Source organism: Sphingomonas sp. (assembly GCF_964263785.1).
GTDB lineage: Bacteria > Pseudomonadota > Alphaproteobacteria > Sphingomonadales > Sphingomonadaceae > Sphingomonas.
On the sequence record NZ_CAXVWL010000091.1, the window covers coordinates 20,653 to 43,058 of the forward strand.

At 67.5% G+C, this 22,406-nt stretch carries 20 protein-coding genes, 1 pseudogene and 1 CRISPR repeat array; of the genes and pseudogenes, 5 read left to right on the forward strand and 16 right to left on the reverse strand.

The window, feature by feature from the left end; translation table 11 throughout:
- Nucleotide 1 precedes the first annotated feature (1 nt).
- Complete coding sequence (locus ACE5C1_RS12270; protein ID WP_374944363.1) at nt 2-1,003, forward strand: polysaccharide deacetylase family protein; 1,002 nt, start codon at nt 2-4, stop codon at nt 1,001-1,003.
- A 13-nt stretch (nt 1,004-1,016) separates the two neighbouring features.
- Here the strand turns inward: ACE5C1_RS12270 and ACE5C1_RS12275 are convergent, their stop codons facing one another.
- Entirely contained in the window at nt 1,017-1,850 is an 834-nt protein-coding gene (locus ACE5C1_RS12275) for an MOSC domain-containing protein (protein ID WP_374944364.1), read from the reverse strand.
- 294 nt (nt 1,851-2,144) lie between these two features.
- Here ACE5C1_RS12275 and ACE5C1_RS12280 point away from each other — a divergent pair, with 294 nt between their 5' ends.
- The gene (locus ACE5C1_RS12280) at nt 2,145-3,470 is read left to right on the forward strand and encodes a murein L,D-transpeptidase (protein ID WP_374944365.1); all 1,326 of its coding nucleotides are present in this window, start codon (nt 2,145-2,147) and stop codon (nt 3,468-3,470) included.
- Here the strand turns inward: ACE5C1_RS12280 and ACE5C1_RS12285 are convergent.
- Complete coding sequence (locus ACE5C1_RS12285) at nt 3,449-3,733, reverse strand: hypothetical protein (RefSeq protein WP_374944366.1); 285 nt, start codon at nt 3,731-3,733, stop codon at nt 3,449-3,451. The two genes, ACE5C1_RS12280 and ACE5C1_RS12285, sit on opposite strands and share 22 nt — an antisense overlap.
- Before the next feature lie 496 nt (nt 3,734-4,229).
- On the opposite strand from ACE5C1_RS12285, the gene ACE5C1_RS12290 reads away from it, so the two are divergent.
- The 3 genes from ACE5C1_RS12290 to ACE5C1_RS12300 are packed head-to-tail and all read left to right on the forward strand — an operon-like array spanning nt 4,230 to nt 8,156.
- A complete protein-coding gene (locus ACE5C1_RS12290; RefSeq protein ID WP_374944367.1) occupies nt 4,230-4,895 on the forward strand; it encodes an RNA polymerase sigma factor in 666 nt (221 codons plus the stop codon).
- Complete coding sequence (locus ACE5C1_RS12295) at nt 4,882-5,835, forward strand: FecR domain-containing protein (RefSeq protein WP_374944368.1); 954 nt, start codon at nt 4,882-4,884, stop codon at nt 5,833-5,835. Before ACE5C1_RS12290 ends, ACE5C1_RS12295 begins: the two co-directional genes overlap by 14 nt.
- Nucleotides 5,832-8,156, forward strand: coding sequence for a TonB-dependent receptor domain-containing protein (locus ACE5C1_RS12300; RefSeq protein WP_374944369.1), 2,325 nt, complete (start codon nt 5,832-5,834; stop codon nt 8,154-8,156). Before ACE5C1_RS12295 ends, ACE5C1_RS12300 begins: the two co-directional genes overlap by 4 nt.
- A gap of 4 nt (nt 8,157-8,160) precedes the next feature.
- Here ACE5C1_RS12300 and ACE5C1_RS12305 read toward each other — a convergent pair whose 3' ends face one another.
- The 14 genes and pseudogenes from ACE5C1_RS12305 to bchY form a co-directional block, all read right to left on the reverse strand.
- Complete coding sequence (locus tag ACE5C1_RS12305) at nt 8,161-8,667, reverse strand: DUF2141 domain-containing protein (protein ID WP_374944370.1); 507 nt, start codon at nt 8,665-8,667, stop codon at nt 8,161-8,163.
- The gene (locus ACE5C1_RS12310; protein WP_374944390.1) at nt 8,664-8,834 is read right to left on the reverse strand and encodes a hypothetical protein; all 171 of its coding nucleotides are present in this window, start codon (nt 8,832-8,834) and stop codon (nt 8,664-8,666) included. Before ACE5C1_RS12310 ends, ACE5C1_RS12305 begins: the two co-directional genes overlap by 4 nt.
- An 11-nt stretch (nt 8,835-8,845) precedes the next feature.
- Nucleotides 8,846-8,980, reverse strand: a pseudogene (locus ACE5C1_RS12315) (transposase); the annotation flags it as partial.
- A gap of 78 nt (nt 8,981-9,058) precedes the next feature.
- Nucleotides 9,059-10,347: a CRISPR direct-repeat array (repeat unit 36 nt; unit sequence GTTGCCGTTGGACCGCGATCTCTGAGCGGCTATGGT).
- Between the two features lie 73 nt (nt 10,348-10,420).
- Entirely contained in the window at nt 10,421-10,759 is a 339-nt protein-coding gene (gene cas2, locus ACE5C1_RS12320) for a CRISPR-associated endonuclease Cas2 (protein ID WP_374944371.1), read from the reverse strand.
- On the reverse strand, nt 10,756-11,685 hold the full coding sequence (gene cas1 / locus ACE5C1_RS12325) for a type II CRISPR-associated endonuclease Cas1 (RefSeq protein WP_374944372.1): 930 nt from the start codon (nt 11,683-11,685) through the stop codon (nt 10,756-10,758). The genes cas2 and cas1 overlap by 4 nt, the downstream gene beginning before the upstream one ends.
- A 3-nt stretch (nt 11,686-11,688) precedes the next feature.
- Nucleotides 11,689-14,964, reverse strand: coding sequence for a type II CRISPR RNA-guided endonuclease Cas9 (gene cas9, locus ACE5C1_RS12330; protein WP_374944373.1), 3,276 nt, complete (start codon nt 14,962-14,964; stop codon nt 11,689-11,691).
- A 229-nt stretch (nt 14,965-15,193) separates the two neighbouring features.
- On the reverse strand, nt 15,194-15,763 hold the full coding sequence (locus ACE5C1_RS12335; protein ID WP_374944374.1) for a DUF3422 family protein: 570 nt from the start codon (nt 15,761-15,763) through the stop codon (nt 15,194-15,196).
- 128 nt (nt 15,764-15,891) lie between these two features.
- Entirely contained in the window at nt 15,892-17,004 is a 1,113-nt protein-coding gene (gene pufC, locus ACE5C1_RS12340) for a photosynthetic reaction center cytochrome PufC (protein ID WP_374944375.1), read from the reverse strand.
- Complete coding sequence (gene pufM / locus ACE5C1_RS12345; RefSeq protein WP_374944376.1) at nt 17,001-17,975, reverse strand: photosynthetic reaction center subunit M; 975 nt, start codon at nt 17,973-17,975, stop codon at nt 17,001-17,003. Before pufM ends, pufC begins: the two co-directional genes overlap by 4 nt.
- Before the next feature lie 16 nt (nt 17,976-17,991).
- The gene (pufL, locus tag ACE5C1_RS12350) at nt 17,992-18,816 is read right to left on the reverse strand and encodes a photosynthetic reaction center subunit L (RefSeq protein ID WP_374944377.1); all 825 of its coding nucleotides are present in this window, start codon (nt 18,814-18,816) and stop codon (nt 17,992-17,994) included.
- Between the two features lie 109 nt (nt 18,817-18,925).
- The gene (pufA, locus tag ACE5C1_RS12355) at nt 18,926-19,108 is read right to left on the reverse strand and encodes a light-harvesting antenna LH1, alpha subunit (RefSeq protein WP_374944378.1); all 183 of its coding nucleotides are present in this window, start codon (nt 19,106-19,108) and stop codon (nt 18,926-18,928) included.
- 52 nt (nt 19,109-19,160) lie between these two features.
- Nucleotides 19,161-19,325 carry a light-harvesting antenna LH1, beta subunit gene (gene pufB / locus ACE5C1_RS12360; protein ID WP_374944379.1) on the reverse strand — a complete coding sequence of 55 codons (165 nt, stop codon included), beginning with the start codon at nt 19,323-19,325 and terminating at the stop codon, nt 19,161-19,163.
- Between the two features lie 157 nt (nt 19,326-19,482).
- Nucleotides 19,483-20,928 (reverse strand): chlorophyllide a reductase subunit Z, encoded by a 1,446-nt coding sequence (gene bchZ, locus ACE5C1_RS12365; RefSeq protein ID WP_374944380.1) that lies wholly within the window; start codon nt 20,926-20,928, stop codon nt 19,483-19,485.
- Entirely contained in the window at nt 20,925-22,361 is a 1,437-nt protein-coding gene (bchY, locus tag ACE5C1_RS12370) for a chlorophyllide a reductase subunit Y (RefSeq protein WP_374944387.1), read from the reverse strand. Before bchY ends, bchZ begins: the two co-directional genes overlap by 4 nt.
- Nucleotides 22,362-22,406: the final 45 nt, after the last annotated feature.

Here is a 22,406-nt window from a genome sequence, read left to right on the forward strand (position 1 = left end):
CGTGACGGCGCGCACGCACCCGTACCGCGTACCCGCGGCGCGCGACGACGAGCGCGTCGTATGGCCGGCGCCGTTCGGCACCCGCTTCATCGTATTCGTCGATGTCGAGGAGGAGTTCGACTGGCGCCGCCCGCTGTCACGCGAGAACCGGGGAACGACCGCGATGGCAGCCTTTCCGGACGCGCATCGCCGGTTTGCCGACGAGGGAGTCGCGCTGGCGTGCATGGTCGACCACCCCGTCGCCGCCGATGCGCGCGCGGTCGATATGCTGCGCCGTGCGGTCGAGGACGGGCGCTCGAGCATCGGCGCGCAGCTTCACGCCTGGGTTACGCCGCCGTTCGACGAGGCGCTCACCCCCGCCAACACCTATCCGGGTAACCTGCCGCCGGCGCTGGAAGCGGCCAAGCTCGACACGATGACTGCCGCGCTCATCGCCGCATTCGGCCGGGCGCCGCTGGCGTACCGGGCGGGGCGCTACGGCATCGGGCCGCATACGCTGCCGCTGCTTGCCGCGCGCGGGTACCGAATTGATACGTCGATGCGCGCGCGCTACGATTATCGCGCCGACGGCGGCCCCGATTTCGGCGCGATCGGCAATGTGGCCTTCGTCCGGGAAGGCATGATCGAGCTGCCGTTGACGACGGTCTACACCGGCGCGGCGCGGCGTTTCGGCCCGCGGTTGCATGCGGCGGCCGGGACCATCCGCCATGCCCGCGGCGTGTTGGCGCGCACCGGCCTGCTCTCGCGAGTCGCGTTGACACCCGAGGATATGCCGATCGCCGATGCGCGCGAGGCGGTGTCGGTGGCGGCGGGCGAGGGCACGCGATTGCTGGTCCTGTCCTTCCACTCGCCTTCGCTCGCGCCGGGGCATACGCCGTACGTTCGCGATGCGGCCGATCTGGCGCAGTTTCATGGCTGGTGGACGGCGATGTTCGCGCATCTGCGCCACCACGGGATCGCACCGGCGACGCTCGACGAAGTCCTGGCGGCAGCCGCCGGCTGAGCGCGGGATGATCTTAACTTATCGACGGAGGGACGTTGGAGTCGCCTTCAGCCAGCACTTCGACCTGATCGCCCACGCGCAGCGAGCCGTGGCCGTCGGGTATGGCATTCTGGCCGAACATGATGCCGCCTGCGGCCATCCGGCCCATTGCGCGCAACGTGGTCAGCGGCTCGTTGCCGTCGGTCCGCTCGCCGGTGCGGGGCTCCTGCGTGACGACCAGGCATCGCGGGCAGGGTGCCGCGATGCGCAGAACCGCGTCGCCGACCCGGATCGTCCGCCAGCGGTCCTCCGCCCACGCCGCGGTGCCCGCGATCACCAAATTGGGGCGGAAGCGCGCCATGGACACCGGGGTTGCCAGCCGCGCGTTCAGCGCCGCCAGCGAAGCCTGGGTCGTGACGAGCAGGGGATAGCCGTCGGCCAGGCTGACGTGGTCGCCCGCCTGCGCGTGGCGAGGATGAACCGGGCGCACGCTGGCGTCGAACTGGTGGGCGAGCCGGACCGGACGGCCGAGCGCTTCGCTAAGGAACGCGTCGGCGGCATCGTTGCCCAGGCGCAGCGCAACGGTATCGCGCCAGAGCACCGCATCGACGACCGGTGCCGCGGCGCCCGGTGCCGCAGCGACGCAGCTGCCCAGGACTGGGTGCGACAGGGTTAGCGTCGCTCCGGCCGGCACGGCATCGACAAGCGCCATGGCCGGCACGTCGCGTCGGGTGATGAAGCGATTGCGTGCGTCGATCACCATCCAGCGCCGGTCGCCGGTCAGCCCGCGCGGTTCCAACGGAGACGACGGCAGCGCTTGGCCGCCGAGGCTCTTAACCGGAAAGCGGAACAGGTGCGATAGCCACATCGTTGGTCCGCTAAGGGGCTAGATGGCATAACGGAAGGGCTTGTCGCTTTTGGCGGGCGTCTGCTTGCCGGGCGTGGCATGGGTTTGCGAATGAGCAAACGAGCACAAGCGGATACGAGCATGCCGGACACCCGCACCGGGGCAGGATGGCGCTTGCGCCTACTCGCCGTCGCATTGACGCTATCGTCGGCATCGGCGGCTGTAGCCCAGAGCGGCACGGCCCCCGCTGTGAAGGCTCCCGCGGCTTTGCAAGACGACGCTGCGCCATCCGCGGCGCCGATCGTCTCTCCGCAAGTGGCGCTGCCCGAGCTTTCGGGCGCGCAGGCGCGACTGCTCGCCGATCTGATCCGTGACGATGAGGTGGCGCAGGGTTTGCGGCTGGAGCGCGGGCCGGATCTGTCGCGGCTCGATCCGGCGGAGCTGGCGCACGCGGCGATCGATCACGCGCGAGCGGTGCGCGCGGGTCGGCTGGCGCCCGCGGATTTCCAGCGCGACTGGGCGATCATGCCCGCCGCCTACGACCCGCTGCCGGGCTTTGCCGCCGCAGTCAGGAACGATCGGCTGGCGGCTTGGATCAAGTCGCTGCCGCCGCCGTACCAGGGGTACGACGCGCTCGCCGGTGGCCTGGCCCGCTATCGCACGATCGCCGCCGCAGGCGGGTGGCCGGTCCTTTCCGCGGCCGCGAAATTCGGCGATCGGGGGCCGGCGGCGGCACGGTTGCGCGAGCGGCTCGCGATCGAGGACCCGGAACTCGCCGGTGGCGGCGACCGGTTCGATGCGGCGCTGCTGGACGCAGTCCGGCGGGCGCAACGGCGCTACGGCCTCAATCCCGCGGGGCAGGTCGGGGCACAGACGCTGGCCGCGTTCAATGTGCCGGTGGAGACGCGTATCCGCCAGATCATGGCCAACATGGAGCGCTGGCGCTGGTTGCCGCCGGTGCTCGACCGCCGGCGAGTGCAGGTCAACGTCGCCGCCGCGGTGCTGACCGTGTTCGACGGAGACGCGCCGGTGATGTCGATGAAGGCGGTGACCGGCCGACCGGGCAACGAGACACCGATGCTGGTGTCGCGCATCAACAGCATCGTCATCAACCCGCCGTGGAACGTGCCGTCCTCGATCGCCGACGCCGAGCTCTGGCCCAAGGAGCGCGCGAGTCCCGGCTACCTCAAGCGCAACGGCTTTCGCGTGATCGACACGGGTGGGGGCGGCAAGCGGTTGCAGCAATCGTCGGAGCGCAGTGCGCTCGGCCGGTTCAAGTTCGACTTCCCCAACGCATTCGCGGTGTATCTCCACGACACGCCGGCCCAGTCCGGCTTTTCCCAATACGGCCGGCTGGCGAGCCACGGTTGCGTTCGGCTCGAAAAGCCCGCCGAGCTCGCCAAGCTGCTGATGAAGACGACGAGCGACTGGCAGCCACCGGCGATCGATGCGGCAGTGACAGCGGGCAAGACCGTGCGCGCGCCGTTGGCGGAGCCAGTCAGCGTCTACCTGCTCTACTGGACCGCCTTTGCGGCGCCGAACGCGCAGGTGAGTTTCCGCGACGATCCTTATGGCTGGGACAGCCGACTCGCCGCTAGGATAGAGCGGCGCTCGGCGGTTCAGGCCCTGGCTGCGCGATAGGAAGTATCCTTGGTCACCAAACTACTCCCCGCCGCCTTGCTGACGATCGCGCTGGCCGGCTGTTCGCGATCGGAGCCCGAGGCATCCACGCCAACGAACACCCCCACCGTATCGGTCACGCCGAAGCCGCCACGCCAAGCACCACGGCCTGCGCCCGCACCCGAGCCCAGCAGGACGGCGGACGTGCTCACCACGCCGCCGCCGCCGGTCGCGGAGATCGCGGCGAACGAGCAGATGCTGGACGACGCGTCCGCCACCGGCATGACCGCGCGGGTCGACCGGGAACAAGACGAATCGATCGAACCGCCGCCTGCCAACTCGGACGCGCCATAGACTCGTGGTCCCGTGCGCCGGTCGCTCCGGCTACGCGAGAAGATCGCCGCGTGAATTTCGGGGCATTCTATGTCGTGCAACGTGGCCACTCGCGCATCTGCCTGCCTACGCGGCAATGGCGATGTTTTTCCGCCCAATTAGATCCCGACGCCTTGCTCGCGGCCATCGTCCAAATACGCGAACGAACTCCGAGCGTGGAGCCAGACCGACGCCAATTCGATCGTCATCCGCGGCGGCGACGTCGACGGCGACACCATCGCCGATCGCACGATCCGCGTCGACAGTTCGGCCGCGACCTTCTCGCTCAGCGCGGGCGGCCTGCTACTGTAAGGTCGCGGCGCATCGCCTGCGGGTCTGCCCGCCCGGCGGCGTCCCTGTCATCGAACAGGTGCGGGAGAACAATCGATGACGGTCGCATGCTGCGGCGTGGCTCTATCTTACCATGTCGCCGAACATCCGACGCGGTCGACCGCGGGCGGCGGAGCGGCTAGGGGAGCGACGGCGGTCCGGCAGTTCGGCGGGGCGGCGGCGGCGGAGGTTCGGTTGATCGAGGGGCATCCGCTCGCCTTGGCGTTCCTGGCGGATCGCGCGATGCTGATGCGGTATCTGCGTGCGCGCGGGGCGGGCGAGGAGGCGGAGGATCTGCTGCAGGAGCTGTGGTTGAAGCTGGGCCACGGCCTGGTGAACACGATCGACGATCACCGCGCCTATCTGTTCAGGATGGCGCACAACCTGATGCTCGACCGCCACCGCGCCGAGCAGCGGCGGCGGGGGCGCGAAGACGCGTTCGGCACCGCTGCCGGCGGCATCGACGAGCGTCCCGCGGCACTGCAGTCGCTGCTGGCACGCGAACGGCTGGCGCAAGTCGACGGCGTGCTGGCAGCGCTGGGCGCACGCACGGATCGCATCTTTCGCCTCCACCGGGTCGATGGCGTGCCACAGCGCACGATCGCGCGGGAGCTCGGGATTTCGCTCAGCGCGGTGGAGAAGCACGTCCAGAAAGCCTATCGTGCGCTGGCCACGATGCACAGCGATGGTGCTGGCCGCCCGGATCGCCTCGCATCCAGGGAGGTCGGCGATGGCGGACGGTGAGCGGCAGCGCGAGAACGAAGCGCTGGTGTGGGTCGCGCGCCTGCACGATCCGGCGTTTGCCGAATGGGATGCGCACATCGCCTGGCTCGAAGCCGACCCGCTTCACGCAGCAGCGCTCGATCGGGCGGAGGTTCGCATGGAGGACGCGACGGCGGGGCTCGGTTCCGCGCGCGTCATGCCGATCGAGGCCGCGAACGACAATCCGGCGGTGCCTGCCACGCGCGGGCGCGGGGTACTAGGCGCGGCGGCTGCATTGGCTGCGGCCGTCGTAGGCGCAGTCCTCGTCACCCCGGGAGAGCAAAGCGAGCCGCCGCAGCGGATCGTCGCGCAGACCCAGGCCGGCGAGCACCGCACGATCACGCTGGCCGACGGCACGACGGTCGCGCTGAACGGCGATACCGCGATTTCGCTGACCCGCGGCGACGCGCGCCAAGTCACGGTGGATCGCGGGGAAGCATTCTTCACGGTCGTTCACGACGCAGCGCGTCCGTTCCGCGTGGCAGTTGGGGATGCGGTGATCCAGGACGTCGGCACCGCCTTCAACGTGGTCAGCGCGCAAGGCGATGTCGAGATCGCGGTGCGCGATGGCGCGGTCGACTACGACGCGGATCGCACGCCCGTGCGCGTCGCCGCGGGGAAGCGGCTAAGGGTCGGCGATGGGCTGGCGGTGACGATGCCCGTCGACAGGAGCGCGGTCGGCGGCTGGCGCAGCGGCAGGCTCACCTATCGCGACACCGCGATGACCCAGGTGGCGCGCGACGTGGCGCGCAGCATCGGCGAGCCGGTCGCGGTGTCGCCAGAGGTACGGATGCGCCGCTTCACCGGGGTGATCGCGGTGAATACGAACCACCGCGCCATGTTCGAACGGATCGGAGCGGTCGCCGGCGTCCGGGCGACGCATTCCTCAGCGGGGTGGCGGATCGCGGCGGGATCGCAGTGAGGCCGGAACACGGCGGCTTGGCGCTTGCGGTACTCGTCAGCGTCCCGGGGATGGCGCGTGCGCCGCAGACCAGATCATTCGACATCCCAGCCGGCACACTCGCGGACGCCGTGATCGCGGTCGGCACCCAGGCCAACGTCACCGTCGGGCTGACCGTTCCCGATCTGGCCGTACTGCGGGTGCCGCGACTGGTGGGGCGGATGCCGGTCGCCGAGGCGCTGCGGCGGCTGCTCGCCGGCACCCCGGCCTCTTTCGTCCAAGTCGATGGCGCGACCTTCAGGATCGTCCGTCGCCGCGAGCCCCGGATTGCGCCATCGCTGCCGTCCGCGCCGCCCGTGGTGCCGGCCGATATCGTCGTGACGGCAACGAAGCGGGCGGTATTCCTGACCGATTACCCGGGTGGCGTCGTACTGGCGGACGTTTCGCGGCTGCGGCCCAACCGGCCGGCGAGCGGGTCGCAAGCCCTTGTCGACCAGCTGCCGATGCTGTCCTCGACGCACCTCGGCCCCGGGCGCAACAAGCTGTTCATCCGCGGCATCGCCGATTCGAGCTTCAGCGGCCCGACGCAGGCGACGGTCGGCCAGTATCTCGGCGACGTCAGGCTGAACTACAGCGCCCCCGATCCCGACCTGTCGCTCCACGACATCGCGGCGGTGGAGGTGCTGGAGGGGCCGCAGGGAACATTGTACGGGGCCGGCTCGCTCGGCGGTATCCTGCGCCTGGTGCCGGTGCAGCCGTCGCTCACCGACACCAGCCTGCTGATCGAAAGTGGCGTGGCGACCACCGCCAAGGGGACCTCTGGCGGCGACCTGGCGGCGATCGTCAATCTGCCGATCCGTGACGGCGTGCTGGCGGCGCGTGCGGTCGGTTATGGAAGCGTGGAGGGTGGCTACATCGACGATCGCGGGCGTGGACGCGCGGACATCAATCGCACGACGACCCGCGGCGGCCGCATTATCCTGCGCATCCAGCCTTCCACGAACTGGACCATCGACGTCGGCGCGGTCCGGCAGGACATCAATAGCCGCGACGGGCAATATGCCGAGCGCGGCCTTCCGCCGCTCGAGCGTTCCAGCGCGATCTCGCAGCCCTTCGACAATGATTACACGCTGGGCAGCATCGTTGTCCGTCATACGAGCAGCGCGACCACGCTCACGTCGGTAAGCTCGGCGGTGTCGCATGAACTCACCTCGAGCTTCGATGCGACCGATCCGGTGCAATCCTCATCGGCCGTCCCGCGCCTGTTTCGAGAGCAGGAGCGCGTCATGCTGCTCAGCAACGAGACCCGGCTGGCGCGCACGACCGCGGGCGGAAACTGGGTGATCGGCGCCGAGTTCCTGCACAGCAGCGATCGGCTGTCGCGAGTGCTCGGGCCGGTCGCGTCGCCCGCGGCACTGCCGGGGACGCGCAACGTCGTGACCGAAGGGTCTCTCTTCGGCGAGATCACGCGGTCGGTGTTCGGCGCTGTATCCGCGACGGTCGGGGCGCGCGCCGTCCTGACCCGCTTGATTGCGGAAACCCGCGAAGCGGCCGCGCCCGCCGAGGAGCCGCACCGGCACGCTAGCTCCTTCCTGCCGTCGATCGGCGTGCTGTGGCGTGCCCAGCCAAGACTTTCGATCTTCGCGCGCTATCAGGAGGGATTCCGACCGGGTGGCCTGTCCACGGGCCAAGCGGTGACGCAGCGGTTCGAATCGGACACCGTATCGTCGGTGGAGACCGGCCTGCGCTACGGCGCGACCGGCGATCGTTTCAGCGCCAGTGCGACAGTTTCGCATGTGAACTGGGAAAATATTCAGGCGGACCTCGTGTCGGACAACGGCCTGCCGTATGTCGCGAACATCGGCTCGGGAAGCATCACGGGGTTCGAGGCCCAGGTAAGCTGGCGCCCGATGCCGGAGGTGACGGCGGAAGGGGCGGTGTTTGCCGCCAACAGCGGGCTCGAACACCCCGCGCCGGGATTTGCAAGTCGGCAGGGCGATTCGCTTCCCAATGTCGCCGCAGTGGTCGCACGCGGTGCGATCCGGGCAAGTCTCCCTGTTGCCGGCAAGGCCGTCGAGATCGAAGGATCGGTCCGCTACGCTGGCCCCTCACGGCTCGGCGTCGGCACCGTGCTCGATCTCGATCAAGGGCGCTATGTCGAGACCGCGCTCGGCGCGAGCGTGCCCGTCGGCCCGGTGACGCTGTCGCTCGACGCGACCAACCTGTTCGACGCTCGCGGCAACGTCTTTGCGCTCGGCAATCCGTTCTCGGTCGCCGCCGGGCGGCAGGTGACGCCGCTGCGCCCGCGAACGCTGCGGCTGGGCACGCGGGTCGCATTCTGATGGGTCACCGGCGAAGCGGGCCGAAGGAAAACAGGCCCGAACGGTAGTTCATGATCACCGTCGTCGGCGTCGGCACCGCGCGCACGACCACCGCAGCACTCGCCGCCTTCGGTTTGGCATAGCCGAGCCGAGGGTTCGCGCCAAAGCCGATCCCGTCCTTCAACAGGCTGAAGCCGCGCTTGCCGGTGCGTGCATGGACGACCGCGAGCGCATAGGTGCCCGCAGCCGGAACCCGGATACACAGTTGGACGGGGCCGGAAGACGGCAGCGCGGCGACCACGCGGCGAAACACCTTGCCCTGCGATACCAGCGTGTTGTCGTCGGCCAGAAAGTCGCCGTCGCGCTCGGGGTATATCTCGGCACGCAGAACCCCGGCGCGATCCTTCAGCCCGGTCACGTCGACCAGCAGAGCGGGGCCGCTTTGGCCCGGACGGCACCGGCCTTCGACCGTGCCGAGCGCGGGTGTGGACGCGATTGCCGCCTGCGCCAACATCATTGCGGGCACGATCATCGCGACCAGTCCGTCAGCAGCTCGGTCGCGGTCAGCACGCCGCCGAGCAGCAGGTGGATGGCGAGCCAGAGCCCCGCGATCATGGTCAGCAGGTCGGTCATCGCCGACGCCTGACCGACGGTGAACGCGACCAGCCCGGCGAACACGATGTCCTTGTTGGGGACCAACGGCAGTCGCGATTTCCGGCCATCCACAAAATCGCATCTACGAACAACCGGTTGTCCACCCCGCTACGTCCGCGCGTTCCCGACCGCCCAGGCAGACAACCCTCGATCCGAACCCATTGTTCGTCCGTCAGCATGCGTCTGCTCAAGGCCCGGCTCCTTCGCCAGCCTTCAATCAGAACCGCCGACCAAATGGAATCCCTCAAATGCAGACGCGACCTAAGGTAGTTGCCGTTGGACCGCGATCTCTGAGCGGCTATGGTCCAGGAAGGTCTGCAGATCCAGCGCCGCAAGTTGCCGTTGGACCGCGATCTCTGAGCGGCTATGGTCCACCCGCGGCTGCACCGCCATGACCCCCAGTTGCCGTTGGACCGCGATCTCTGAGCGGCTATGGTCTCCTTCGGCCGGGGGACGGCCGGATTGCGTTGCCGTTGGACCGCGATCTCTGAGCGGCTATGGTGCATCGCCGAGACCGGTGAGGTCTGGCTTTGTTGCCGTTGGACCGCGATCTCTGAGCGGCTATGGTGAAAGCGCCTATCCCGCCGCGCCTGGCGTGGTTGCCGTTGGACCGCGATCTCTGAGCGGCTATGGTGCGAGCAGCGCCCGCGCGTCGACGATGTTCGTTGCCGTTGGACCGCGATCTCTGAGCGGCTATGGTGCTGATCCTGGAGTGCCGCGAGAAGCTGGCGTTGCCGTTGGACCGCGATCTCTGAGCGGCTATGGTCCCCGCGATCTCGCTCACGATCGTCGTGATGTTGCCGTTGGACCGCGATCTCTGAGCGGCTATGGTACTGGCGAAGATTGACCAGATGATCGCGGCGTTGCCGTTGGACCGCGATCTCTGAGCGGCTATGGTCCGCCGAAACGGGTCACGTAGATGAACATCGTTGCCGTTGGACCGCGATCTCTGAGCGGCTATGGTCCGGAACGCGACGTAGACGATGCCGTTAACGTTGCCGTTGGACCGCGATCTCTGAGCGGCTATGGTCGCCTGGGTGAAGGCCGATGCGGCCGGCTTGTTGCCGTTGGACCGCGATCTCTGAGCGGCTATGGTATTTTGCACTCGCGTATGAATGTTAAAACCGTTGCCGTTGGACCGCGATCTCTGAGCGGCTATGGTGCGAAGCGCGAGCGAGACAGAGGCGAAGCGGTTGCCGTTGGACCGCGATCTCTGAGCGGCTATGGTGCGGCGACAGGGCACGCAAGCAGGAGCAAGGTTGCCGTTGGACCGCGATCTCTGAGCGGCTATGGTGACTGAGGGACGGGGTGAAGACTTCGAGGAGTTGCCGTTGGACCGCGATCTCTGAGCGGCTATGGTGAGGCGGCAGCTAAGGCGAAGGGGGCGAGAGTTGCCGTTGGACCGCGATCTCTGAGCGGCTATGGTCACGGGCTACGCGGCCTGGAGCGCGGGAACGTTGCCGTTGGACCGCGATCTCTGAGCGGCTATGGTGCACAACGTTGGCATGGCCCTGTCGACGCTGTTGCCGTTGGACCGCGATCTCTGAGCGGCTATGGTGGATGTGTCGATATGTCGTTGTCCAACAACGGTAATATCGGCGCATCCACCATGCCAAACCGCCCGCGAATCATCAGAATAGCGCCAGCTGATCGGGGTTTTTCCGTGTTCGTCTTCGTCTCTGACCGGAGAACCGCACGATATTCTCATATTGTCGGTCGGTGAAGCACAGGATGTGGACGTCGCCCTTGTCAGGCAGGTGCGCCTCGATTCGGCGCTGATACGCCTCCACGTTTTCCTTGCCGTTGCAAAAGCGGGCATAGACCGAAAACTGGCTCTTCTCGAAGCCTTCATCCAGCAGATATTCGCGGAATTTGGTGGCGGCGCGCGCCTGCGCCTTGGTGGTGACCGGCAGGTCGAACATGACGAAGATCCACATCAGGCGATAGGCACTGAGCTGGGTCGCGCTCACGGATCGACCAGGAGCGCGGCCAGCCCGGCGAGCTCAAGCGCCGACGGCGGCTCAGGCAGCCACAGGTCGGTCGCCCGCCCGCTCTGGAACGCGCCCGCCAGCGTCTGCGCGACTCGCGCGACCGCGTTGGCGAGGGTCGTAATGCCAGCTTCGCCCATCAGGTCGAGCGCGATCAGGCGGGCGAAGGCGCGCTTGGCCTCGGGTGTTACGCGCATGGTGCCTGCGGCGAGCAGGCGCAGCGTCAGCAGGTCGACGAGCGGGCGGAAGGGCTCGATCACGTCGTCGGCCAGCGCGAACGGGTTGCCGCGGTTGGCGTGATGGACGCCGATCGACGGGTGCAGCCCGGCAGCCACCACCGCCCGCGCGCACAAGGAGCGCAGGATCGCATAGCCGTAGTTGAGCAGGGCGTTGGCGCCATCGGCATCACGGTTGCGGCGGAAGTCCTCGCCCATCAGCAGCGGCCAGTATCGGCGCGCGGCCTGCGCCTCGACATTCTCGGGATCGCCCGAACCGACCCGGCGCGCGAGCAGATCGAAGGGCGTGTGCGGCTTGCCCGTTGCCGCGAGCGCTGCGCCCTGCCAGCGGATCTTGGCGACGATGACGCGGCGCCACAGCTGCTTGGCGAGCGGCCTCCCGGCTTCCCATTGCGCGCGCATGCGGCCGTTCTGGGCGTGATGGCCGTCGAGCGGCAGGCAGACCGCCACGGGGCTATGGTTCGATCCGCACAGCAGCAGGATCGCGCCGCGCTCGGCGAGCGCCACGACCAGGTTGGTCGACCACGTCACGCCATGCGCATGGACGATAACCGCGGCGACGTCGTCGAGCGGCACCCGGCCGACCTCGACGCGGTCCTCGGCGACGATCATGAAGCCGCGGTGCGCCGAGAGGTGGCGGCCGTCGATGGCGATGTCGACGATGCGTTCCACCCGCTACTCGGCCGCCCTGGGACGCGTCAGACGGCGGCGGGTTCGGGCGCCGAAACCGGGATCGCGAACTTGGCCGATTTCGTCGATGCCGACCTTGCGTGCGCGCGCTTTCTTCAGGCCTCCCGCAGTCGGGGCGATGTATTTGAACGGATCGTCGTCGTTCGAGGCGGCATCGCGACGTTTCAGGTCGCCCGCCTCATTGGGAGCAGCGAGGGTCACCTGGCCATTCTGTCCGAACTTCACGACGCGCATCAGCCGCCGTTCACCGCCCTCCGGTTCCAATGCGAGAACGTCGTTCTGGTGCAATTGCAGAACGCGACGGGCCGCAGGATGCGGGCGAGGCCGCTCGCCCGGCTGGTGGGCGTCGAACATCGAGACGACATCGGCGCGCCATTTGCCGTCCGGCATCTCCCATATGTCGTAACGGTAGTTGGAATCGCCCTTGTAGCCCTTGTAGATGCGGCCCTCGCGATCGCGGATCGGGATGACCGACAGCGGCTCGGTGACGCGTACCCGGCGGACGCCGCGGAACTGTAACGGTCCCTTTGTCGAGAAATCGACGAGCGCCTGGTCGAGCGTCTTGCCGTCGAGTCCGTCGATCCATTTGTGGAGCTCGGCACGCAGATCGGGGTCGCGGACGGTGGGCAGATCAGCGGGCCTTATGCTGCCCAGCGGCTTGCGGCGGACGACGACCGTGTTGCCCTTGGCGTCGGTCGCGCCGGTCAGGCCGTAAGCGGTGTCGTTGTGGAGCCTGCCCGCGGTCGAACCCTTGCCGTAGCCTGCGGTGCCGTGATCGGCGCGATGGCTTACGGTGATCGCGCGAACCGTCTCGAAGACGTCGTTGCGAAAGCCGTCCCAAGGGGCCGGGATCTTGATCCGTTCGCGACCGTCCTGTCCCTCCAGTCCCGATACGCGCGCGATCTCGTTCAACATGCCGCGATCGACGATGGCGATGACGATCGCGTCGATCGCATGGTGACGATGGTCGAGGCGGTTCTTCGGCTGGTCGGCGCCGCCGGCGAAGTTGTGATCGGGCAGCAGGTCGTTCAGCCCCAGCTTGCGGCGGACCATCTCGGTCAGGCGGCCGGGTGAGACCCACACCTTGCTGCTCCCCTCGCCGCTGCCGGGATAGAGCGACGATAGATATTCCCGCGCGAGTCGGGAGAGATACTGGGTATCGATCAACTGCCTGGCCAGGAAGCCGCCGTCTTCCTTGTGGCGATCCATAGCGTCGGGTTCGAAACGGCTGCGCTTGCCGCGGGGCAGCCGGGCGGCGCGGGCGGCGATCTCCTCCCACTGGTCGGTATGGCCCCAGGTTGCCCAAGGCGACCGCTTGCGCTTGATCCGGTTCGCCTCACGCAGGCAGACCAATTTGTTGCCGTTGCTGTCGTCCAGCGTGTCCTGGAACGGCAGGATGTGATCGACCTCGACCTCCGCCGAGAACAGCATCGTCGGCGAAATGACCTTGCCGGTGTAGACGCACTGCCGCCCGAGCGCATTGCCGTCGAGCTCCTCCCAAAGTTTCAGCAGCGCGCGATTGGCACCGGTGTCGGGTTGGCCGATCTCCTGCAATTTGCGTGACCGCATCTCGGCGGCGAGGCGATTTTCGTTGTTCTCGCGATTGCGCTTCTTCTTCTCCTCGTCGGTCAGCTTCAACTCGCGCGCGAGCTCGACCGCGATCTCGGCCGGCGGGCCGTAGCGCTCGATGAGACGGTTGACGGTGCGCCGAAGCTGATTGAGGCCGATATGCACGGTCGGGTTCGTCAGCCGTCCGACACGTTTCTCCTCCGGATCGGAGGCATCTCCGGTGCCAGGCATGAGATGGCGATCGAGGACCGCCCCGTAATAAGGCAAGGCATCGTGGATTTCGCCCGTCCGAAAATCGCTGTGGTGCTTTCCCAGGGCTTCAACGGCTTCGCTATAGACGATGACCCGGCCTTCCGGATCGCGCTCGAAGGTGAGGGCGTCGATCAGCTCGCGGGTCGCGGTCTCGCCGAAGCGGCCGTGCCCTTGAGGCAGACGAGCGCCGGACACGGCCGCCGCCTGCTCGGGGGTGAACAGGTACGTATCGGCGATCCAGGTACGGAAGGCCGCGACATCGGTGTCGCTCTCCGCTGCCTCCAGTCGGGACACGACGGACCATTGCTCATCGGGAGACAGATGCTGCCAGCGCGTGCCGAACCGCGTCTTGGCTCCCATCACCGCGGCGACCTCGTCGCCCTTGAGCTTGGTACGGTTCTCGCTTTCCTTGTTGAACCGTGCGTCGGCGTCCAGACGGAGCGTCTTGCGCAGGGTTTCGAAGCTGACCTCGTTCTTGTCCTTGAGCTTGAGGACCAGCAGGTCGCGCTGCTCAGGAGTCAGCCGCTGCGCGATCTCGCCCGCGCGAACGATCTTGAGCGCGTTGACCTCCTCCAGCAGTCGGCGGCGCTGGAACAGGGGGTGCGCCTTGGGGAGGCGCGGTTCGCCCGACCCGAAGGTGCAGGTGCCGACCACCGGTGTCCGCAACGGGCGCTGGTGAAAGACGATCTCGTACAGCCGGTCGTGCACGTCGGGCGTGAGGACGTCGGGGTGGTGGGGCGCCTGCGCCGCCCAGATGACGTCGAACTCCTCCTCGAGCAGTGCTCGATCGGGGTAGAAGTCGTAACCCGTGCCCTTGGCATCGGCGCCGTCCTCCGGGCGCAGCCGGGTTCGCACCGACAGGCCTTCGGGATGGTCCTCGGTCGGCTGACGGCGGGCGTGCAGCCATTCGCCGAAGGTGCGAGCGCCCTCGTCCGCAATGGCCTCCCGCAATCGTCCGACACCGACCGCGATCTTGCCGGCATCGTCGTCGGGCTTGTCGGTCTTGCGGTTGGACTTGAACCCGCGGCGTTGGTTCAGGTGCCAGATCGCCCGTCCGAGAAGGGGCAGCCGCAGCGATTCGTCGAGCGCGCGGGCGCGTAGCGCGAACGGGTCTTCGCGCTCCAGCGCCTTGCGCTCGGCCGGGTCCGCAGGAAACAGGCCATCAGCCACCAGATACTTCATCAACGCACGCTGGCGTTGCTGCAAACGGTCCCGCCGCCGCCGCATCGCGCGCGCGTCACGCCGGTCTACCGCCAGCGAGGCTCCCGACTTGGGATCGCGGCCATCATTGAAGATGCGTGAGCCGGCGGCCAGGATGCCTTCCGGTTTGCGCGGCTCGGCCAATTCGCTGGCGGTTGCAGTCGCCGGGATTGGTTTCAGCCTTATCGCCGCCCATCCGAGCGAGTTCGTACCCAGATCGATACCCAGTCGCCAATCCATCGCGTGCCCTCCCGCCGGCAACTTTGCCGGATGACGGATCATCGCAAGGAAGAACGAATCCGCAATGGTGCAAATTGCGCTTTGGCCATCCACGGCCGGCTTGACGCGATCGATGTGGCAGGTATGGTGGCTGCTCAGAGATCGTGGTCTGGCGGTTAACAAGCGTCAGGTACGCACCAGATAGGGCCAGCGCCACGGCGCTGGCCTTTTTGCCGTCTCACTATCGCGATCAGAAGCCTGAACTGGATCGGTTTACGGGAGCTACGGCTTCGTCGGCACCACTCTGGTGAACGATCTTCCGCCGTAGCCACCGGGTCGCCAGTGCCACCCCGAGGATCACGACGGGCACGGCCACCGCGGTCGCGGTGTCGTGGTGCAGGCCCGGGATGCCGCCAGCGAGATAGCCGACCAGCCCGACCAGATAGTAACTGATGGCGACCACCGACAGGCCCTCGACGGTCTGCTGGAGACGCAGTTGCAGGTCGGTGCGGCGGTCCATCGATCCCAGCAGGTCGCGGTTCTGCTTGGCCAGCGCGATGTCGATGCGGGTGCGCAGCACCTCGCTGGTCCAGGCGACCCGCTGCGACAGATCCTCCAGCCGCGCGGAAAAGGATTCGCACGTCCGTACCGCCGGGGTCGGCCGGCGCTCGGTGAAATCGGCAAGCGTCTGATAGCCCTTGACCGCGCCGATCCCCAGACCGTGCAACCGGTCGCTGCTGAGCTGCGCATAGGCGCGGGTCGCGCTCATCCAGTAGCGTGTCTCCGCGGCGAGCCGCGCCAGATCTGCACCAGCCGGCACGGCGCCGTCAGCCGCGGCGGGCGGCGGACGTGCATTTCTTCGGACAGAGCGGCGCGCAGCGGATGGTTGCGCATGGTCACGCCCTTCGCGCCGGGGCCGGCCGGCACCGTCCAGGACCGTGCCCGCCCCTATTTGTTGTCGGTCATCGCCGCCGGCCGCCGGAACGCCGCGGGCACCGCCTTCGAGGCACCGGGGCCGCCCTCCTGTTGCGCCGGGGCGACCGGCGGTCCTTCGCGCAGTGCGGGCGCCTGATCGAGCATGCTGACGCCGCCGAGCGGCTTGGACAGCCCCTGGTGGCACGTCGTGCAATTGACCTTGTACGGGTCGCCGTGCGGGCCCTTGCGATTGGCCGGGAACACCGATCGCAGCGAATTGATGTAGTCGCCGTTGATGTCGCGGACCATGCGGATGCCGTAATAGGCCGTGCCACGCTGTGCGCGGCTGAGGTTCCAGGCGCGGAACGACTGGGTGTTGTGGCAATAGGTGCAATTGACCCCGAGTGCGGTGCTGACGTGCATCATCAGGCCGTACGACTTCTCCGCATCCTTGATCGACACGATGTGGTCGGAGGAAGGGAAGGGGCTGCTGCTCGCCACGCGGATGTTCTTCGCGCCCGCGCCCTGCAGATATTCCGCGAACGGGTCGGAGGGCAGCGAGGCGTAGCCCACGTTCTTGTCGGGGGTATTCTGCCCGTGCTTGTTGCCGCGGATCGCCATGGGATCGAGCGTGCCCTCGGCCAGCGCCCATTTGTATTCGGGCACCGCATTGCCGCGGTGGCAGGTGTAGCAGGTGACTCCGGTCTGCTTGACGTGGGTCGACCAGCGGGTGTTGATGTTGCGCGTCATCTGCAGCATCCGCCGCGCGACGACCTTGGTGTATTTCTCGTCCGAGGCCATGTTCTCGGGGTTGTGGCAATAGTTGCAGCCCTGTTCGGGCGGCGCGACCCACTGGTTCATCTCCGCCATCAGGTGGTTGAACCGCTCGGTGCTGACATTGCCGAGAACGCGCACGTTCTGGTACGTCTCCGACGCGCGCGGGCCGCTATCGTCGGGCAGCGCATAGGGTGCCGCCGGGATGGCCGCGGCCTTCTGGATGTGGCTGACATCGACGATCTGGTCGAGCCCGGCACCGCGATATCCGGTCTGCTGGGTCTGCTTGGGACCGAGCTCGCACCCGCCGAGCAGCAGGACGGTCGCGCCGAGCCCGGTGGCGATCGTCAGCCTCGTCACCAACCCGTTCATCGCGGTGCTCCCGGCAGGGTGGCGGGATCGATCGTGCCGGTGACCGGATAGCCCGGGGCATAGCCGTGCAGGACCGCCCATAGATACCAATTGTCGACCACGGTGCCGGTCAGCAGGATGCCGATCGCGCCCGACAGCGGGGTCAGCACCGCGAACCACCACGCCCAGCGGTGGATCGATTCGGCGGTCGCGTTGAACCCCATCGTCCAGCGCCAGAACAATGCGCCGCGCTCGAAGGCGGTGCCGCGATCGGTAATCTGCTCGATCTCGCGCTCGCCGCCGTAGCGACCGATCGCCAGCACGGTCGCGCCGTGCATCGCGAACAAGAGCGTGGAGCCGTAGAGGAAGGCGATCGAAAGGCAGTGGAAGGGATTGTAGAACAGGTTGCCGTAGCGGATCGAGAAGGCCGCGGTCCAATCCAGGTGCGGGAAGATGCCGAACGGCACCGCCTCCGCCCAGCTCTGCATCAGCAGCGGGCGGATGATGCCCAGCGTCAGGATCAGCAGGATGCCCGCGCCGAACGCCCAGGCGACGTGGTTGCCGAGGCCCAGCGCACGTGCGCGCCGGAACGTGCGCAGCCACCACAGGATCAGCGCACTCGACATGAAGAAGCCCGCCATCTGCCACCACCCGCCCTCCGCCAGCGGCACCGCGAGGGTGAAGCCCCATTCGGGCCCCGGCGGCTCGAGCGCCAACCAAGGGAGTTGGCGCGCGAACTGGATCGGGTCCCAGTTGACGCTGGCCCACATGTTCAGCCCGATGATCTCGAACGCCAGGAAAGCGCAGACCAGCGAGGCGATGCCCAGTTTGCCGAGATAGATCGGACCGATCTGCGCCGCGCCGACCTTGCCGGCCCAGTAGTTGTAGGTACTCAGCTGCCCGCGCGCGAAGCTGCCGGCGGGGAGCCGCGGTCCGGCCTCGAGCGGCCCGCGTAGCTGCACCTGGGTGAAGATGTTCTGATAGCGTGGCATCCCTGTGTCCTCCCTTCTACGACCAGATCGGCAGGTTGAGCCACCACGTCCACCATTCGGGCCAGCCGCGTGTCCATAGCGGGCCCGAAATGATGATGCAGATCGCGCTCCAGAACCCGGCATTCAGCGCCAGGAACAGCCCCAGCCGGTGGATGCCGAGGGTGCCCACCGAATAGCCGATCGTGTCGCGGAAGAACGCGTCCTCGTATTCCGGCGACTTCACTTCCTGGCCCTTGGGCGGGTTGACCGACGACAGCACCAATGCGCCGTGGAAGGCGAGCGCGCCGCCGGTGGTGAAGAAGAAACTGACCGCGAGCATGTGTGCGGGATTGTAGTGGAAATGGAGATATTGGTAGCCCGTGTTCGACACCCAATCGAGGTGGCTGAAGATCCCGTAAGGGAAACCGAAGCCCCAGGCGCCCAGCAGCCACGGGCGGATCACGACGAGCGAAACGTAGGCGAAGATCGCGACGCTGAACGCGACGGGCACGTGATAGCCCATGCCGAGCTTGCGGCTGATCTCCACCTGCCTGAGCGCCCAGGAGACGAAGGCTCCGGTCGCGCACACCGTGATGATCTGCCAGAAGCCGCCTTCGCGCAAAGGTGCGAGCGCCAGACCGTAGCTGAGGTCGGGCGGTGCGATGCTGATGAGCCAAGGATTCCACGTCGGCCCGAGCGAGGCGGCGTAGAAGATGAGCGCGGTGCCCAGGATTGCGAAGATCGCGGTCGTAACCCCGAAAAAGCCGACGTAGAACGGGCCAACCCAGAAATCGAAGAGATCGCCGCCGATCAGCGTGCCCCCGCGTACCCGGTATTTTCGCTCAAAGCTCAGCAGCGCCATGGCTCGATTCCCCGCGCCCGCCGTCTCCGGCGGGAAGATGTACGATGTTTGCGGTGCAGCGTGTGGGCGGGGTGAAGCGCAAAGCCCGCCCCACCCACGCGCGCGTGGGTCAGGTGCCCGACGGTGCGGCCGTCGTCGTCTGAACCGCCTGGGCGTGCCGCGGGCCATCCAGCCAGTTGAACTTGTCGGTGCTGAGCAGGATGAAGTGGATCAGCAGCGCAAGCACGAACAGGAAGATGAACAACGCGACCAGCGCGCGTCGCGGATCGAAGATGAGCCATATTCTCCACATGTCGTGGGTCCTTCTCGTTTTCGTTGAGGGTCAGGGTCTGATCACTCGGACGTCAGAGCCAAGGCCGCCACATCCACACCAAGATATGGGCGACGACCGCAATCGCGGTGAACACCAGGAAGCTCATCACGAAGAGCTTGTGAAACTCCTTGGCTTCTTCGGGGGTCAGGTACGTGCCCATCCCCATCCTTTCGTCTCTCTCGCGTAGGTCGTTCATGTCGACGTCTCCTTGGTTCCCGACGAGGGCAGGAGCGTGAAGCGCGCTCCCCGGCGGCGGCATCCGCGCGGCACGGCGTGCCACGGGGATCGGTGGGCCCGCGCGGCGGAAATGCCGCCAGCGGGAGAAAAGGCTGTCAAAGGCAGTGCCGGCGCGCTCACGACGCGCGGCTTTCGACGATCGCCAGCGCGAGGCGGGCGGGGGTGACCGACTCTTCGCCCGCACGCCGGGCGGCGCGTTCGGCGGCGTCGCGGATGCGCTTGGCGACCGAGATGCGCACCAGCACCGGCTCGCGCTCGACGACAGCGTCGAGATCGGACTTGGCGTCGTCGTCCCAGAGCAACTGGCGTTCGATCCGCGCCGGGGTCGCCTCGACCTTGTCGAGCTGTCCGGCCAGCGGCAGGATGTGGAAGAGCGCATCGAACAGTGCGTTGCACACTTCCTGGACGAGGTAGGTCGCGCCCGCATAGCCCATGAAGGGCGTGCCGATATGACGGCGGATTACCGCGCCGGGGAAGCTGGCGGGGATATAGACCCCGCGTCCGCCCGCCTCCGCCATGTACATCCGCTCGTTGAAGCTGCCGAACAGCACGAGCGGAGGTTGCTCGCGGATCATGTCCTTGACCGCCTGATTGTCGGACTTGAACCCGGCGCAGCGCGATACCGCGAAGGTGCAGGGCAGGCCCATGTCGTCCTCGAGGAACTTGCGGATGCCGCGCGCATAGGTATCGGTGGCGACGATGCCGAAGCTGGCGGTGCCGAAGAAATCCTGAGTAACCGAGCGCCACAGGTCCCACAGCGGCTTGATCGTTGTGTGTTTCTCAGCGGCGATGAACGGCTCGGGGTCGAGGCCGGTCAGTGCGCCGAGCTTGCGCAGGAACAGCGTGGTGCTCTCCAGCCCGATCGGCGCCTGGAGGTATGGCCGCTCCAGCACCTCGCACAGCCCGCGGCCGAACTCGCGGTACATGCAGACGTTGACCTGCGCCGCCGCGAGCTTCTTGACGTCCGCGAGATGGCTGCCGAGCGGGAAGGCCATGCCGACCTCCGCACCGATTCCCTCGATCAGGCGCCGGATCTCGGCGAGGTCGGACGGCATGTTGAAGGTGCCGTACATCGGCCCGATGATATTGACCTTGGGCTTCTCGCCGTCGCGCAACGGGCGGAGGGCAGGAACCTTCTTCGGCCCGAACTGGGTCCATAGCCAGGTGAGCGCACGGTCGCCCGCCTGCCACTGATCCTCGTCGATCGTGCGCGGCAGGAAGCGCTGGATGTTGGTGCCTTCGGGCGTCACCCCGCCGCCGATCATCTCGGCGATCGAGCCGGTGACGACGACCGCGGACAGATCGGGGTCGAGCGTCGCCCAAGCGCGCTTCATCGCCCCCTCGGTCCCGTCGCGGCCAAGCTCCTGTTCGCCGAGTCCGGTGACGACGATCGGCAATTCGTGCGGCGGCAGCCCGTCGGTGTAATGGAGAACCGACGTGACCGGCAAGTTCTCGCACCCGACGGGGCCGTCGATGATCACCTGCAATCCCTTGATCGCAGTGAACGCGTAGACCGCGCCCCAATAGCCGCCCGCGCGGTCATGATCGAGGATCAGGGTCATGTGCCGATATGCTCTTCGGCCTTGGCGGCGGCGATGCGTTTGGCGGCGAATTTCGCTTTGAACTCGGGGCGGTCGATTGGGGTCTGTTGCCAAACACCCGCGGTCACGCCGGTGCCGACGCCTTCGAAGAAGTCGCGCATCTTGTCGAAGCGGTGCTGGTTGGCGAGCGCGGCGTTGACCACCATTGCCAGACTCCCCGCGCCCGCGGGGCCCATCAACGGGCGCGCCGAGATGAGGTTGGTGAAATAGAGCGCAGGAATGGCCCTCTGCTTGGCGTGCTGGACGACGGGCGTGGTGCCGATCGCCAGGTTGGGGCCGAACTCCGATACCGCGGCGATGTCCTGTTCCAGGCTGGCGCGATACTGGACGCGGCAGCCGTGCGCTTCGAGCCATTCGCGGTCCGGGTCGGACCAGCGGGTGCGGGGGCAGGCGGTGCCGACATAAGGCACGTCTGCGCCGCTCTCGATCAGCAGCCGCGCGACGAGGAGTTCGGAGCCTTCGTAGCCCGAGACGGTGATCCGGCCCTTGATCGGCTTGGCGGCGAGTGCGGCGGCGATGGCGGGGAGGAACTTGTTCTTGGACGCATCGACCTTGTCCTGCGCGATGCCGCACGCCTTGCCGACCGCGTCGAGCCAGGCGGCGGTGCCGTCGCGACCGACCGGGGCCGAGCCGATCACCGACCGCCCCGCCGCCTCGAACTCGCGGACCGACGCGGTGTAGAAGGGGTGGATCGCCGCGACCGCAGCGCAGTCGAGCGCCTGGTAGAGCTCGCGCCACTCGCGCGTCGGCACGACCGGGCCTGCGGCCAGGCCCAGCGGTTCGAGCATAAGGCCAATGCCCGGCGGGTCGGCGGGGAACATCTCCCCCAGCAGCGTGATCGTCGGGCGATCGGTGCGCTCCTTGGGCGCGGCGACCGGGCCCTGCTCGGCCTCCTTGCGCGCATAGGCGAGCATCGCTCCGCTGAGCACGTCCTTCGCCTCGGCATGCGTCGGCACGCCGAAGCCGGGGACGTCGATGCCGATCACGCGCACGCCGTTGATCTGGTCGGGCAGCAATTGCAGCGGCACGCCGCTGGCGGTCGGCACGCATAAATTGGTGACGATGATCGTGTCGTACAGTGCGGGGTCGGCGAGTTCGTGAACCGCATCGCGGATATCCTCGAACAATTTGCCGGTGACCAGCGTCTCGGAGGAGAACGGCACGTAGCCGACGCTGCGTTTGGCGCCGTAGAAATGGGCGGTGAAGGTCAGGCCGTATACGCAGCAGGCGGAGCCCGACAGGACGGCGGCGGTGCGGCGCATCCTGAGGCCCACCCGCAACGAGCCGAACGCCGGGCACATCGACTGCGGCTGGTCGTGCGGGCCTTTCGGGTAATCCTTGGCGTAGCGGTCGAGGATGTCGGACTTGCCAGCGATCACTGCGGCGTCGCGCATCGTGTCCTTCGATCCGCAGCCGCCCTCGACCGGAGCTGCGGCGGC